Annotated in this window: 14 protein-coding genes; 4 read left to right on the top strand and 10 right to left on the bottom strand. The window is 72.1% G+C overall.

The window, feature by feature from the left end:
• Positions 1–9: 9 nt before the first annotated feature.
• Genes ABZ374_RS12285 through ABZ374_RS12295 form a run of 3 tightly spaced genes read right to left on the bottom strand, consistent with a single transcriptional unit; the run spans position 10 to position 3,728 of the window.
• Positions 10–1,188, bottom strand: coding sequence for a hypothetical protein (locus ABZ374_RS12285; protein WP_360309837.1), 1,179 nt, complete (start codon positions 1,186–1,188; stop codon positions 10–12).
• Entirely contained in the window at positions 1,185–2,690 is a 1,506-nt protein-coding gene (locus tag ABZ374_RS12290; RefSeq protein ID WP_360309839.1) for a hypothetical protein, read from the bottom strand. The genes ABZ374_RS12285 and ABZ374_RS12290 overlap by 4 nt, the downstream gene beginning before the upstream one ends.
• A 42-nt stretch (positions 2,691–2,732) precedes the next feature.
• Positions 2,733–3,728, bottom strand: a complete 996-nt coding sequence (locus tag ABZ374_RS12295; protein ID WP_360309841.1) for a DJ-1/PfpI family protein — start codon at positions 3,726–3,728, stop codon at positions 2,733–2,735.
• A gap of 119 nt (positions 3,729–3,847) precedes the next feature.
• Between ABZ374_RS12295 and ABZ374_RS12300 the strand changes: the two genes are divergently transcribed.
• From ABZ374_RS12300 to ABZ374_RS12310, 3 genes are all read left to right on the top strand, one after another.
• A complete protein-coding gene (locus ABZ374_RS12300; RefSeq protein ID WP_360309843.1) occupies positions 3,848–4,786 on the top strand; it encodes an NAD-dependent epimerase/dehydratase family protein in 939 nt (312 codons plus the stop codon).
• A gap of 110 nt (positions 4,787–4,896) precedes the next feature.
• Complete coding sequence (locus ABZ374_RS12305) at positions 4,897–6,312, top strand: tetratricopeptide repeat protein (protein WP_360309845.1); 1,416 nt, start codon at positions 4,897–4,899, stop codon at positions 6,310–6,312.
• Between the two features lie 134 nt (positions 6,313–6,446).
• Positions 6,447–7,133: a hypothetical protein gene (locus ABZ374_RS12310; RefSeq protein ID WP_360309847.1), complete on the top strand. Its 687-nt coding sequence runs from the start codon at positions 6,447–6,449 to the stop codon at positions 7,131–7,133.
• 32 nt (positions 7,134–7,165) lie between these two features.
• Here the strand turns inward: ABZ374_RS12310 and ABZ374_RS12315 are convergent, their stop codons facing one another.
• From ABZ374_RS12315 to ABZ374_RS12345, 7 genes are all read right to left on the bottom strand, one after another.
• The gene (locus ABZ374_RS12315) at positions 7,166–8,269 is read right to left on the bottom strand and encodes a DNA cytosine methyltransferase (protein ID WP_360309849.1); all 1,104 of its coding nucleotides are present in this window, start codon (positions 8,267–8,269) and stop codon (positions 7,166–7,168) included.
• Positions 8,270–8,278: 9 nt separating this feature from the next.
• Positions 8,279–8,710 (bottom strand): very short patch repair endonuclease, encoded by a 432-nt coding sequence (locus ABZ374_RS12320; protein ID WP_360309851.1) that lies wholly within the window; start codon positions 8,708–8,710, stop codon positions 8,279–8,281.
• Positions 8,711–8,783: 73 nt separating this feature from the next.
• Positions 8,784–9,914, bottom strand: coding sequence for an ABC transporter ATP-binding protein (locus ABZ374_RS12325; RefSeq protein WP_360309853.1), 1,131 nt, complete (start codon positions 9,912–9,914; stop codon positions 8,784–8,786).
• The gene (locus ABZ374_RS12330; protein WP_360309866.1) at positions 9,911–10,726 is read right to left on the bottom strand and encodes an ABC transporter permease; all 816 of its coding nucleotides are present in this window, start codon (positions 10,724–10,726) and stop codon (positions 9,911–9,913) included. The genes ABZ374_RS12325 and ABZ374_RS12330 overlap by 4 nt, the downstream gene beginning before the upstream one ends.
• A gap of 59 nt (positions 10,727–10,785) precedes the next feature.
• Complete coding sequence (gene modA / locus ABZ374_RS12335) at positions 10,786–11,631, bottom strand: molybdate ABC transporter substrate-binding protein (protein WP_360309854.1); 846 nt, start codon at positions 11,629–11,631, stop codon at positions 10,786–10,788.
• Positions 11,632–11,657: 26 nt separating this feature from the next.
• The gene (locus ABZ374_RS12340) at positions 11,658–12,086 is read right to left on the bottom strand and encodes a helix-turn-helix transcriptional regulator (protein WP_360309856.1); all 429 of its coding nucleotides are present in this window, start codon (positions 12,084–12,086) and stop codon (positions 11,658–11,660) included.
• Between the two features lie 661 nt (positions 12,087–12,747).
• Positions 12,748–13,062 carry a phosphotransferase gene (locus tag ABZ374_RS12345; RefSeq protein WP_360309858.1) on the bottom strand — a complete coding sequence of 105 codons (315 nt, stop codon included), beginning with the start codon at positions 13,060–13,062 and terminating at the stop codon, positions 12,748–12,750.
• Positions 13,063–13,293: 231 nt separating this feature from the next.
• On the opposite strand from ABZ374_RS12345, the gene ABZ374_RS12350 reads away from it, so the two are divergent.
• Positions 13,294–13,488 carry a hypothetical protein gene (locus ABZ374_RS12350; protein ID WP_360309860.1) on the top strand — a complete coding sequence of 65 codons (195 nt, stop codon included), beginning with the start codon at positions 13,294–13,296 and terminating at the stop codon, positions 13,486–13,488.
• The last annotated feature ends 1,021 nt before the right edge of the window (positions 13,489–14,509 follow it).

Genomic DNA, 14,509 nt, shown 5'->3' on the forward strand with positions numbered 1-14,509 from the left:
GCGGCTCGGTCAGTCCGACGAACGCCGCAGCCGGTCGACCAGGCGGCGGGCCCAGGAGCGCCCGGGTCGAGGCGGGTTCGCCGCCCGGCCGGGAGACGACCCCGCGTCGCCCTCCGCCCCGGGCGCCCAGGCCGGCCGCGGCCACTGCCCGGCCCCCGACTCCACGTCCGCGCCCGGTGCGTCGCGGCCGAGGATCACCCGCATGGGCAGCTTCGGGAAGCCGGCCACCTCGGCGGCGTCGAAGTCGGCCACCCCCAGACCGGTACCGGTACGCGTGGCACCGGGCGTGGTCGTGCGCAGCTCCCATTCGCTCCCCCGCCCCAGGATCCGGACCGGCACACCACGCGCCCGAAGTTCGGCGCCGAGCCGAAAGCGCAGACACGGCCGATCCGGCCCGAGCAGATGGCGGGGAGCCCCGTAGTCCCCGGACGCCTCGCACGCCACGGTGAACGTGGCCCCGGACACCCAGACCACCTCCAACACCGCGGCCTCGCCCGCGTCCGGGATCGGCACGATCGCCGTGAGGTCGCCCACGCCGTGCAGCACGAACGTGCCCTCGGGCAGATCGGGCCGGATCGACGGTGTCGGCTCGACGTCGATCGACCACGGTCCGCGCGCGGTGACGACCATCATCTGTGGCCCGACCACGCCGAACTCCCAGGACTGCCAAGGCTGTTCTGGATGCGGATCGATCTCCTGCCAGGTCCCCGCCGCAGCGTCCGCCCCCGCCGATGGTGGCAACAGACGCACGTCGACCGGCCCGCCCGATCGCGTACCGATCAGCCTGCCCACCCCCAGCGGCCCGGTATACCGGAGCACCTCGCTGCCGACACCCTCGATCGAGCGCTCGAACTCCCGGACCGCGTCCGGGTCCCTGAGCCGGAGCGACCACGCGCCGGCGCACCGGACCCGCACCGCCCGCAGCACGCGTCCTTGCCCGTCCACGGTCAAGATGCTCGCGTCGGAGCCCTCGGCCGGCCCGTCGTAGGCACACCACCCGACCGGTCCACCCGGCCGCTCGATCCGCCACAGACGCAGTTGTTCACCCGGCGCGCTCTCGATCCGGACCAGGGCGATCCGACCCCGCACCGGAACGTCGAGCACCACGTCCGCGTCGCCGAAGCCCCGGTGGGTGAACGGGGTGTCGTCCTCTCCGTGCCCTCGGGCCCGGTCGGGCGGGGCGCTCATCGTGGGTGTGCCTCGATCCGCCAGGACTGCCCCTCTGCCGCGGTGACGGTCAGGAAGCCGGCCGCCACCTCGAAGCGCACCGGCTTGCCGGCCTTGCGGAGTGAGCTACGGGCGGCCACCGCGTCGCGGCCGGCCCGATTCGGTTCGAGTGCCGGAATTCCCACGATCACCCGGGCCGCCCGGACCGCTCCCGCCCGCACGTCGAGCGTGGCATCGGGTCCGGTGTACCGAACGAGTTCCGGGCCACGTCCGGTGAGCGAACGGTCGAAGTCACGAATGTGCTCGACCGGAAGTGCCGAGATCACCCAGGAGCCCTGCTCCGACACACTGATCGTGTCCGGTTCGAGGCCGACACCGATGACCGATGTCATGTCCCCCGCAGCGCCGCTCAGTCGGGTACAGCTCCACTCCCCCAGCGGATTTCGGGCCCATCGGCGGATCGTCGGTCGACCCGTCGGCTCGTGCAGTACCAGGCGTGCCGGCGGCCCGTCATAGCGCAGCACGTCGCTCCCCAGGCCCGTGTGGCGCGAACCCAACCGCTGCGCACCGGCCGGCGGGACGACCCGCAGCTCCCACTCGGCGTCCCGCGCCTCCAGTTCGATCTCGACGGGAGCACCGCGCCTCGGCTTGGGGACCAGCAGATAGCGCGTCGGGTACCCCGGTCCCACCTCGTAGGTGTGGAACACGTTTTCCCGAAGCGGCCATTCCGGCACGTTCACGCACAGGTTCGCGAACGCGAGTACCTCCAGGACGGCCGGCTCATCGGGGTCGGGCAGGGTGACCCCGACCGTGCGCGAGCCCATCCCGCGATGAGCCGGCGGCCCGGCAGGCGGACCGCTCTCCTCCGGGCCGGCCTCCTCCGTCGACAACTGCCAGTCGTCCCGGGTCAGTACGACCACGAGTCGTGGGCCGTCGAGGGTGATGGCGTACCGACCGGCACCCAGGAACGCGACTTCGGCCGAGTCGTCCGCCTGTTCGGCCGACGAGTCGGCCGGGTCCATCGCGAATGCCGCCACCCCGGATTCGGGCAACACCCGAATGCGCGCGTTGCCCCCGGCCCCGTGCACGTCGGCGACCAGCGTGGCCACGCACCCGGGGCCGTCGTAGCGCACGACCTCGCAGCCGTGGCCCGCGAGCGTGTCGACGAGTTCGCGCGCCGCACCGGGTTCCTTCAGTTGCAGCGTCCAGGATCCGTCGCTGACCACCTTGAGCATGCGCAGGGCGCCCGGACCGGTGTCGTGCACCAACAGGCTGCCCTCTTCGCCCTGTTCGGGCGCCGAGTACAGGAAATCCCCGAACGGCGAACCGGGTTCGGGCACGGACCACAGATCCAGGCTGGTTCCGGCCGGCTTGACCACCTGGAGCAACGCCGGACTCCCGGGCACCGGGAAGGCCACTCCGACCTCGGAATTCCCGCTGCCGTGGCACGTGTACGGCGTGTCGTCGTGATCGAAGTCCTGCACCACACCCTCGCCGTGGTCCGGTCGAACAGAATCGTTCATGTCGCGACTGTTCCACACCCGGCGCAACGCCGAATGGCCGGTTCACAAACTCCGGGTCGGCGACCTGCGTCGGGCCCGACCTGCGGTATCGACCCGAATCCGGCTGAACGCGGCACGGTAGCCGCTCGGGGTCAGCCCGGTCCGGCGCACCAGGTGCTTGCGCAGCGAGTCGGTGGTGCCGATGCCGCTGTGCTGCGCGACCAGTTCCATCGACAGGTCGGTGGTCTCCAGCAACTCTCGTGCACGGTCCACCCGTTGGTGAAGCAGCCACTGCAACGGGCTGAGGCTCGTCTCGGCGTGGAAGCGGCGGGTCAGGGTACGCACGCTGGTGCTCGCGTGCGCGGCCAGGTCGGCCAGGGTGAGGGGTTCGTCGAGGCGGGCCAGCGCCCAGGCCCGGGTGCCGGCGAGCGATACGCCGCTTTCCGGGGGCAGCGGGGATTCGATGAACTGGGCCTGGCCGCCCGGGCGTACCGGTGCCGCGACGACCAGGCGGGCGACGATGTTGGCGGTGGCCGCGCCGTAGTCGGTCCGGATCAGGTGCAGGCACAGGTCGATCCCGGCGGACAGGCCGGCCGAGGTCAGGATCGGCCCGTCCTCGACGTACAGCACGTCCGGCCGCAGGTCCACGGCCGGGAAGCGGCGGCGGAACTCCTCGGTCATCGTCCAGTACGTGGTGGCCGCGCGCCCGTCCAACAGGCCCGCCTGCGCCAGCACGAACGCGCCGGTGCAGATCGACGCCACCCGCTTGCCCGCCGCCGCGGCGGTACGCAGCGCGGCCAGGACGCGCGGGTCCGCGTCCGCACGGGCACCGGTGCCGGTGACGATCACCGTGTCGGCGTCGTGCATCGCGTCCAGGCCGTGCGGCACCACGATGTCCAGGCTGCCGGTGCCGACCACGGCGCCCGGCTCGGCGGTACACACCCGGACCCGGTAGCCGGCCACGCCGTCGACCACATCGACCGCACCGAGCACCAGTTCCGGGATGGACAGGTCGAAGGTGGTCACCGGTGGCACGGCCACGACGGCTATTCGATGCATGGCCCGAACCTCCGGATGTTTGGCATTCCGGCCACTACCGTACGACCCGGCGCGGACGGAGGCTGGACACGTCCCCTTCGGACACCCTTCCTTCCCCTCCTCTTTGTCCTGGAGCACGCATGTCCTCGTCCTCTTCCCCCCACCACGTCGTGGTCGGCGCCGGCGCCACCGGCACCGCCACCGCGCTGCTGCTCGCCGGCTCCGGCGAGCGGGTCCGGGTGTTCACCCGCCGCGGAACCGGCCCGGACCATCCGCTGATCGAACGCCACGCCGTCGACGCGACCGATGCCGCCCGCCTGGTCGAACTCACGCAAGGAGCCGAGACGTTGTTCAACTGCGCGATGCCGGCCTACCACCGCTGGCCCACCGACTGGCCGCCGCTGGCCGGCGCGCTGCTGACGGCGGCGGAGCGCACGGGGGCGCGCTATGTGATGCTCGGCAACGTATACGGCTACGGCCGGGTGGACGGGCCGATGACCGAGGACCTGCCGATGGCGCCGAGCACCGTCAAGGGCCGGGTGCGCGCCGCGATGTGGACCGACGCGCTCGCCGCGCACGACGCGGGCCGGGTACGGGTCACCGAGGTACGCGCGAGCGACTTCGTCGGGGCGGGCGCGAACTCGCTGTACAACTTCCTGGTCGTCCCGCACGTGCTCGCCGGCACCCCCGCCGCGCTCCCCGGCGACCTGGACGCGGCGCAGAGTTGGACGTACACCGGCGACGTGGCCCGCACCCTGGTCGCGGCGGCACGCTCCACCCGATCGTGGGGCCGAGCCTGGCACGTACCGTCCTCGACCCGATCCATCCGGGCGACGACCGCCCGCCTCGCCGCGCTGACCGGCTCGCCCGAGCCGCGCCTGACCCGGATGACCGCCGAGGAGGTACGCACGATCGGCCGCCGGGACCCGATCATGGCGGAGGTCGAGGAGATGCTCTACCTCACCGAGGGCGACTCCACACTCGACGCGACGTTGACGACGAGGATCCTGGGCGTAACGGCGACGCCCCTGGACACCGCGTTGTCGGAGTTCGCCGCGGCACGGCCCGCGCACGCCTGAGCGGGCGCGCCGGGCGTCACGTGCGGGTGACGCCCGGCGGTCGATGCCGACCGACCCCCGCCGTGCCGTGTTTAATCGGGGGTGATCCGGCGCGACGGAAGGACCCCACGATGAGCACGGTGGATCGGCACGGGCTCGACCTGTCCGGCATGGGCCCGGAGGCGATCCGGCACTACGAACGCGCGCTGGACGCGCTGCTGTTCTTCCGGCCGGAGGTGGGCACCGAGGTCGAGGCGGCGCTGGCGGCCGATCCCGGTGCGCCGATGGCCAACGTGTTCGCGGCCTATCTCGGCCTGTTGGGCACCGAATCGCGCGACGCCGCCGCCGCGCGCGAACGTTACGCCGCGTTCGTGCCCACCCCGACCAGGGTCGGCGCACGCGAGGTCGCGCATCTGCGGGCCGCCGACGCGTGGTTGGCCGGCGACATCCGCCGGGCCGGCGACATCCTGCACGAGTTGGTCGTCGCGTATCCCCGGGACGCGCTCGCGCTGCTGGTCGGCCATCAGATCGACTTCCTCACCGGCGACGCGCTCCGGTTGCGCGACCGGGTCGGCGGCGTGCTCAGCGCGTGGGACCGGGACGATCCGCACTACGGGCCGGTGCTGGGCATGGCCGCGTTCGGCCTGGAGGAGGCCGGCCACTACGCGCGCTCCGAAGAGACCGGGCTGGCCGCGGTGGCGGCGAATCCGCGCGACGTGTGGGCGATCCACGCGGTGGTGCACACGTACGAGATGCAGGGTCGCTTCGCCGAGGGCATCCGCTTCATGGACGCCCGGACCGCCGACTGGACCGGCGGCAACTACCTGAACGTGCACAACTGGTGGCACTACGGCCTGTTCTCGATCGAAGCCGGGGCCAACGATCGGGCGCTGGCCATCCACGACGCCGTCCTGCACCACGACCGGTCGGCCGGCCTGGCGATGGAACTGCTGGACGCCTCGGCCCTGTTGTGGCGCCTGCACCTGGCGGGCGACCCGCAGGTCGAGCGCTGGCGCCGGCTCGCCGACGCGTGGGCGGCCCGCGCGGACGGCCCGTACTACGCGTTCAACGACACCCACGCGGTGATGGCCCTGCTCGGCGCCGGCCGGATCGCCGACGCGCAGGCCGTGGTCCGCGACCGCGAGACCTGGCTCGCCGATCCGCACCCGGGCGTGACCAACCACACGATGACCGCGGCGGTCGGACTGCCGGTCTGCCGCGCGCTGGTGGCCTTCGAGCAGGGGCACTACACCGAGACCGTCGACCTGCTCCTCCCGATTCGACACCGCCTGAACACCTTCGGCGGCAGCCACGCCCAACGCGACGCGATCCAGCAGACCCTGGTCGAGGCGGCCCTGCGGAGCGACCGGCACGACCTGGCCCGGACGCTGCTCAGCGAACGCGTCAACCTGCGCCCGACCAGCCCGTACAACTGGCTCGGCCGGGCCCGCCTCGCCGACGCCCTGGGCCGCCCCGCCGAGGCCGCCGACGCCCGCGAACGGGTCGCCGAACACACCGCCGCGATCACCATCGCCTGGGGACGCTGAGCCGGCGGCTCGGGAGTTGCCCCGCCCCGAGGGTGGTCGACCGGGTCCGCGCCGGATGCGCGAGAATTGCGCACTCGTCGCGGGCCGGGTCGATGGCCCTGTGACGTCGTCGACAACACGGGAGAGTGGCATACATGGGTGAGTCCCGGGACGAATCCGGAGCGCGTCGGCAGGTTCCGGACGATCCGGGGCTGCTCGCCGCGGCCACCCGGAGCCCGGGCGGGTCGGTCGCCGAGATCGACCCGGCGTTCGCCGACGACCCCAACGGCTACGTCCCCGGCGAGGCGATCCGAGGCGCGTGGGTGGTGGGTCCGGACGGGCTGTTGACCGGCGAGTACCGGGAGAACCCGCGGCACGGGCCGCCGCAGGACGACTTCGCCAAGCTGCTCCAGGACGACGCGTGGTTCGGCTGGCTCGGCGACGACCCGGCCGGCGCGATCCGCGAGTCGGTCACCGAGTGCTTCGAGGACCAGGCTCCCGGCGCCGCGCTGACCTGGATGAAGATCCTCGAACCGCCGCGCTGCGCCACCACGGGCCGGCCGGCCCCGGACGACGAGCAGTACCTGATCCCCACCCGCGCCGGGGTGGCAGTCTGGTTCGCCGCCCAGATCGTCGCACCGGACCGTGACCGGACCACCGTGTGCGGCATCTTCACCTGGGTCGCGATCCACCTGGACGCGCCGGCCGACCGCCTCGACCGGATCTGGCTCGACCTGGACGCGGACCTGGACTGGGCGGAGCAGCAGCTACCGCCGCGGTTGTACGGCGTGGACACGGAGGGCACGGACGACGGCGCGGACGAGGACCTGCCGAGCACCTGAGCCCGGAGCCCCGGCGGAGGGGATGTCGCCCCCTACCGCGCGGCCTGCAATCGCGGCTTCAGGTGCCGAGCGATCGCCTCCGCGAGCCGCGGCGGCACCGCGTTGCCGATCTGCCGGGCGATCTCGGTCTTGGAGCCGCACCACACGAAGGTCTCCGGGAAGGACTGGAGCCGGGCCGCCTCCCGATGCGTGATCGGGCGGTTGACCCGGTCGGTCGGATCCTCCGGGTTCCACTGCGGATGCAGGTACTGGCCCTTCTCCGGCTTGTAGAACTCGGTCCTGATGGTCAGCGACGGGTGGTCCCAGCGCATCCGGCCCATCACGTCCGTCGTCCCGGTCTTCTTGTTCCGCCAGCAGTCCGGCAGCAGGTGGTCCGGCAGATCGAAGCGGCCGCCGCCGGGCGGCACGCAGTCGTAGCGCAGCAGCGAGCGCTCGATCGGCGTGCGGGCCAGGTGCAGGTCGGCCTCCTTGAACACGCCGGGCACGACGCGGCCGAAGAACTCGGTCCGGGAGACCGGCAGGCTGGTCGTGCCGGGCACGCGCGGCAGGTGCTCGATCGCGTCCCGCACGGTGTTCCAGCGCTGCGATCGGCCGGGGCCGTGGGTCGGCTCCGGGACGCTGATCTCGCCGATCCGGGAGCCGATCACGATCGCCCGCTTGCGGCGCTGCGGGACTCCGTAGTCCACCGCCGGGAGCAGCGCGTCGGTGAGCACGTACCCCTCCAGGAGGCCGCCGGGCTGCGCCTCGGCGAGCAGCAGCGCGAACTCGGCGGACTTCTGGAAGCGGTCCACGTTCTCGATCACGAACACCTTGGGCCTGGCCCGACGCACGAAGCGCAGGTATTCCTTCCAGAGCTTGTTGCGCGGGTCCTCCACGTTGCGGCTGCCCAGGTTGGAGAAGCCCTGGCAGGGCGGGCCGCCGATGATCAGGTCGGCCCGCGGGATGTCCCTGTCCGGGATCTCCGCGATGTCGCCCCAGCGCATGTGCGCGTCGCCGAAATTGGCGGCGTAGGTCGCGGCGGCGTGCAGATTCCACTCGACCGCCATGACCGGCCGAAAGCCCTTCGCGGCGGCGAACCCGGACGTCATTCCACCGCAGCCCGCGAACAGGTCGATCATGGTGATGGGTCGTGCCATGCGGACAGGTTAGCCGGCCGCGCGCCTCGCGATCACGGCATCCCGAACCCTGGCCGCCGCCGTGGCCGCGTCCTCGTGCTCCCAGACCCGCACCACGAGCCAGCCGGCCTCGGCCATTCGTCGGTCGGTGTCCAGGTCGCGGGTGCGGTTCCCCTCGATCTTGGCCTTCCAGAACTCGGCGTTGCGTTTGGGCCAGGTCGCGTGCTGCGGACACCCGTGCCAGAAGCAGCCGTCGACGTAGACGGCGACCTTGGTCGGGCCGAACACGACGTCCGCCTCGCGGCGGATGCCCTTGAGGGGGCGGCGGTGCACGCGGTAGCGCAGGCCCATGCCGTGCAGCACGCGCCGCAGGGCGACCTCGACGCCGGTGTCCTTGCTGCGCTGGCGACTCATCCGCGCGCGGGTCGCTTCCGTGGTGGTCAGGCTCGTCACGAACACCATGGTGCACGGTCGCACTGTCATCGCGCCCCGACGTGCCCGCGGCGGGCCCGCTTCGGTGCGCCGGGTGCGGTGGTCAGGCGGGGTACGCGCGGGCCTCCGTCGCCTTGACCGCCGCCCATACCGGCTTGCCCGGCGCCAGTTCGAGTTCGGCGACGGCGAGCGGTGTGACGTCGGCGAGCAGCGGCACCGGGCCGGTCAGTTCGACCCGGACGGTGTCGCCGTGCAGTTCCATGCCGTCCACCTCGACCTGCCACAGGTTGCGCGGGCTGCCGTCCGGACGGGTCCGGTACAGCGTCACCGCGGCCGGCGGGAAGGCCACGAACACCTCGTCGGCGTCCGGGAGTTCGGCCACCACCAGGCGCTGCCCGGCGGGCAGGTCGACGCCGCCGGCCGAGGTGCTGCCGCGGTAGAGGTTCAGGCCCACCAGACGGGCCACGTAGTCGGTGCGCGGATGGCGGGCCACCTCCGCCGGCGTGCCGCTCTGGACCGCGCGGCCCGCCTCGATCACGGTGAGCCGGTCGGCCAGCACCATCGCGTCCAGCGGGTCGTGGGTGATCACCACCGCGACCCCGTCGAAGTCGGCCAGATGCCGACGCAGCGTGGCCCGCACCGCCACCCGGGTACGGGCGTCCAGCGCGGCCAACGGCTCGTCCAGGAGCAGCAGTCGCGGATGGGTGGCCAGCGCGCGGGCGAGCGCCACCCGCTGGGCTTGCCCGCCGGAGAGCCGGCCCGGCTTGACGCCCGCGTGTTCGGCCAGGCCGACCCGGTCCAGCCAGTCCGCCGCCAGGCTCCGGGCCTCGCGCCGGCCGACGCCCTGACAGCGCAGCCCGAAGGCGACGTTCTCCAGCGCGGACAGGTGCGGGAAGAGCAGGTAGTCCTGGAAGACCACGCCGACCGGACGCCGCTCGGGCGGGGTGTACAGCCGCCGCTTCGGATCCTCCAGGTCGACGCCGGCGAGCCGGGTGTGGCCGGCGCCGAGCGGGGTGAGGCCGGCCAGGGCGCGCAGCGCGGTGCTCTTGCCGGCGCCGTTGGGGCCGAGCAGGGCGACCACCTCGCCGGGGGCGGCGGTGAGCTGAACGTCGAGGCGGAAGGCGTCGCGGGTGACGACGAGGTGGGCGTCGAGGCCGGGGGCGGGTGCCGGGCGGGTCTCGTCGGACGGGCCGGTCTCCTCGGACGGGCGAGTCTCCTCGGACGGGCCGGTCATGAGGTGGTCATCCAGCGCTCGCGCAGGCCGGCCAGGATCAGCACGGACACCGCCAACAACACGAGGGAGAGCACGATCGCCGCCTCCGGGTCGGTTTCCAGGGCCAGGTAGACGGCGAGCGGCATGGTCTGGGTCTTGCCCGGGAAGTTGCCGGCGAAGGTGATGGTCGCGCCGAACTCGCCGAGCGCGCGCGCCCACGCGAGCACCGCGCCCGCCGCCACGCCCGGCGCGATCAGCGGCAGGGTAACCCGGCGGAACGCGGTCCAGCGGGACGCACCCAGCGTCGCGGCGGCCTCCTCGTAGCGCGGATCGGCCGCCCGCAGCGCACCCTCGACACTGATCACCAGGAACGGCATCGCCACGAACGCCTCGGCCACGATCACGCCGGTCGTGGTGAACGGCAGCGTGTAGCCGAAAGTGTCGTCCAGCCACTCGCCGACGATGCCCTTGCGGCCGAGCACCAGAAGCAGCGCGACACCGCCCACCACGGGCGGCAACACCAGCGGCAGGGTGACCAGCGCCCGCACCAGTCGGCGGCCGGGAAACTCGGTCCGGGCCAACAACCAGGCCAACGGCACACCCAGCACCAACACGATGCCGGTGGCCACGGTCGCGGTGAACAGCGAGAGCTTGAGCGCCTCGCGGACCTCGGTACTGCCGAGCTGACTCCCCAGGTCGCTCCACGGCGCCCGGATGAGCAGCCCGAGCAGCGGCAGCACCAGGAACACCAGGCCGATCAGGCCGGGTACGAGCAGTGCCAGTGGCGCGCCGCCGCGTCGGGAGCGATCGGCCCGCGTGCGTGCGGGTCGCAGGCGTGTGGGTCGCAGGCGTACCGATCGCTCACGACGGCCGGGGACCCGGGGAGGTTCGATCACGGCGCCTGGAAGCCCGCCGCCGTCAGGGCCGTCCGGCCGGGCTCGGACAGCACGAACGCCACGAACGCCTTGGCCGCGTCGCCGTTGGGCGCCTTGGCGAGCGGGACGATCGGGTACGTGTTGACCGCCTGCGCGGATTCGGGGAAGTCCACGCCGACCGCCTTGGCGCCGGCCGCCTTGACGTCGGTGCGGTAGACGAGTGCGGCGTCCACCTCGCCGAGGGTGAGCTTGGTCAGGGCGGCCTTGACGTCCTGCTCCAGCGTGGAAGGGGTGAACTTGACGCCGGCCGCGTCGAGGGCGGTCTTGGCGGCGGCGCCGCACGGGACCTGCGGGGCGCACTGGGCGACCTTGAGGCCGTCCTGCTTGAGGTCGGCGAGCGACTTGATGTTCTTCGGGTTGCCCGGCGCCACCGCGATCTGCAACGTGTTCTTGGCAAACGCGGTGGGCGTGCCGTCGGCGTTCTTGGCATCGGTGACGAGCTTCATGTTCTTCTCGTCGGCGGACGCGAACACGTCGGCGGGCGCGCCCTGGTTGATGCTCGCCGCCAGCGCCGAGCTGCCGAGGTAGTTGAACTTGACCGTGACACCCGGGTGCGCGGCCTCGAACTGCTTGCCCAGCGCACTGAACGTCTCGGTCAGCGACGCGGCGGCGAACACGTTGACGGTGCCCTTGAGTTCCTTGGCGCCGGCGGCGGGCGCGGACGTGTTCGCATTGACCGGCGGAGTGGCCCCGCCGACCTTCTTGTCGTCCTTGTCGTCGTCGCTGCCGCAGCCGGCGAGGGCGATCAAGGCCCCCGCGAGCAACGCGGCCGAGACCGCACGTCGGGTCCGCACCGTGCCCATTGCACCCATCGTGTGTTCACTCCCCACTAATCGAGGGAGTGCTCGCGCGCTCCCTCGGTCCGCTCCACCATGACATTCGTCGACTTCACCACTGCCGTGGCGAGCACCCCGACCGCAAGGCCGAGTTCGTCCGCGGCCTCGGCGCTCATCAACGAGACCACCCGGTACGGCCCGGCCTGGATCTCGACCTGGGCCATCACCGTGTCCTTGCGGACGTCGGTGACGATGCCGCGGAAGCGGTTCCGCGCCGACGACCAGCCGAGCCGCTCACTGTCCGCACGAGCGTCCCCGGCCGCCGCCGAGCGAGCGAACGCGGCCAACGCCGCGCCCTCCACCACCCGCCGACCGTTCTCGTCCCGCCGCGCGTCGAGCCGACCGGAGTCCACCCATCGCCGCACCGTGTCCGCACTCACTCCGAGCAGAGCCGCCGCATCACCGATCCCGAACATGTTCACGGCCGGGATCCTAGTCACGCGCACCTCTCCCAGAGAGCAAGGCCGACACCCACAAACGCCGGCAGAAGCCGCCGAGTGCGGCGCTCATCCTCGCAGATGCAAGGTATAGATAGCCAGGCACCTCGCAGATTCGATCCATACGACCACGCTGCGCGGTGGTGCCGGTGCCCAGCGGCCACCCCATCCGGCCCCAAGGCGCGGCCGGGGACGCAGCAGCCGTCCGGCCCCACGCCGACGGGCGGACGATCCGTGGCCGCCGCCGACTGCCGGGCGGACTCGAGCCCGTGGTCGCCGGCCGGTCGAGCGGGCCGGCCCATCGGACAACCTCCGCGCTGCGCACCGCCCCGCTACCCGGCGACACAGGCCACCGACGGCGAAAGCCGGCAGGCAACACCCCCGGTCGGGGCTCGCCGAACCCCGCCGGCCAGGGGCCGTCGACGGCGACATGCGCCGGCACGGGCGTTCGCCGCGCACCTGGATCACGGCCGGAGCGCCCCGGGCCGGGCCACCGGGCGCACCCACGTATCACCGCACCAGGTCCCGGGACCCGTCCCACGAAACGCGCGAACATCGCGGCGTGCCACCCGACTCGCCCCGGTCCCATCCGACGCCGACCCTTCCCCCGTGGTGCGCTGCCTGTCGGCAGCGCACCAAACATGCGTCAGCCGGCGATGGGTGTGTCGACGAGGCTGATCCACCAGGCGTCGCCACCGCCCGCGTGGCCGACCATGGCATCCGCAAGGGTCCGGCGTACCGCGAGCGGGGTCCGACGCCACTCCGGGAATCGCCATATCCAACGACGCACCTCCCCGAGGTTGCGCCCCTCGCGCAGGAGCACCGCGCCCAGGTATCCGACCTCCACCCAACGCGGCCCGAGCGCCACCTGCCCCCAATCCACGACGGAGAGTCGCCCATCGGCACGGATGCTCATGTTGGCCGAGGTCAGGTCGGTGTGCAGCAGACGGTTGCCCCACAACGGCCCACTCCGCGCCGCCGGAAGATGCTCCCGCAACCGACCGACGAGCGTCGGCAACACGGCCGTCCGACCCGGTTGAATCCGCCCGATGCGATCCACGGCCCCCACGACCTGAGCCAGGTCCGGCGAATCGAGACACAACCGCACCGGCCGCCCCTCCACATGCTCGAACACCAGAACTCGCCACCCGTCCACCGCCCCATGCCGCAACAACGCGGAGACAGAACCCCCGTGACACCGCTCGCCGCGATCTCACTGGTCTGCGCCCGAGCGGACAACGGCGCAGTCGCCTCCTCCGCAGCCTTGACGAACACACGACCGGTCGGCGTGGCGACGCTCGCGGCGAAGGAACTCGTGAACGGACCGGCCACGGACTCGACCGACAGCACCGCCCCCACCACCTTCATCACGAAGTTGGTGACCTGATAGGGCAGTTCCCACCACCCATAACACCTGCTCACATCGCCCCCCGAACGGCGCCGCCACCGCACGCAATCGGCACCGCAACCGGACGCCCCACAGCACACCCGAACGCGTCAACGCGCCATAGCCCGCAGTCCATCCATAGCGGAAATGGGCTCGGTCGGCCAGCAACGCGAGGTGCGGAAAAGCGCTGGCAACGGCGGAGTGGGGGGGCCGCCCGGCAAGGTCCGCCGAGGAGCCTTCCCGCGTGCGCGGGGAGCAGGACTGGGTGGCACGTCTGAGCACCGAAGGCCCGGGGCCATCCCCGCGTGCGCGGGGAGCAGCTCGCCGACCGGATCACGACACTCGACCCGTCGGGACCATCCCCGCGTGCGCGGGGAGCAGGCTTGATGGCCTGCGAGCCTAGTGCTCGGTAGGCGCCTTTGCGAGTAGTTTCATTGAGTAGGTCATTAGGATCTTTTCATTGCTTTTGGTGCAGATGCGGTACGCGCAGTCGTGCCGGCGGTGTCCGCGCCGCAAGCAGCACTGAGGATCAAGACCATGGACCTCATGGTCGAACGTCAGCACCTTGACCCCGGTCATGATCTCGCGAGAGCGTCGCTCATCCAACTTACTCGGCAGCTTTCATGATTGATCGCGGCGGGACAGAGCGCCCTCTCTGCGGAATCCTGGGTATCCCATTGCACGGCCTGGGCCAAAGCCGACGCCACCGCCATCGGCGCATTTGCCGGCGCCACCGCGCGTATGTACCGCACCTTGGCCGAGCGCAAGCCGGACGCAGCGTGGCTCGGAGCAATGGCAGCAGCGGCCCGGAAGTGGGCATCTCACCGCGGCGTGCTCGTCTGAGCAAGTCTGCTGGACGACGTTCGGACACAGGAGGCCTGACCAAGCGCTTGGACCCCGGCAGAGGGGCTTTTGCGGATGGGTCGGGCCGTTTCGGCGTGCGGTCGCGTCTTGGTCGGGTCGGGCGCGGGTGGCCTTGTGCTAAACGGTCGGCGTGGACCGGCGGAGATGGGCCCGGTCC

Origin of the sequence: Embleya sp. NPDC005971 (assembly GCF_040629175.1) — a bacterium.
Taxonomy (GTDB): domain Bacteria; phylum Actinomycetota; class Actinomycetes; order Streptomycetales; family Streptomycetaceae; genus Embleya.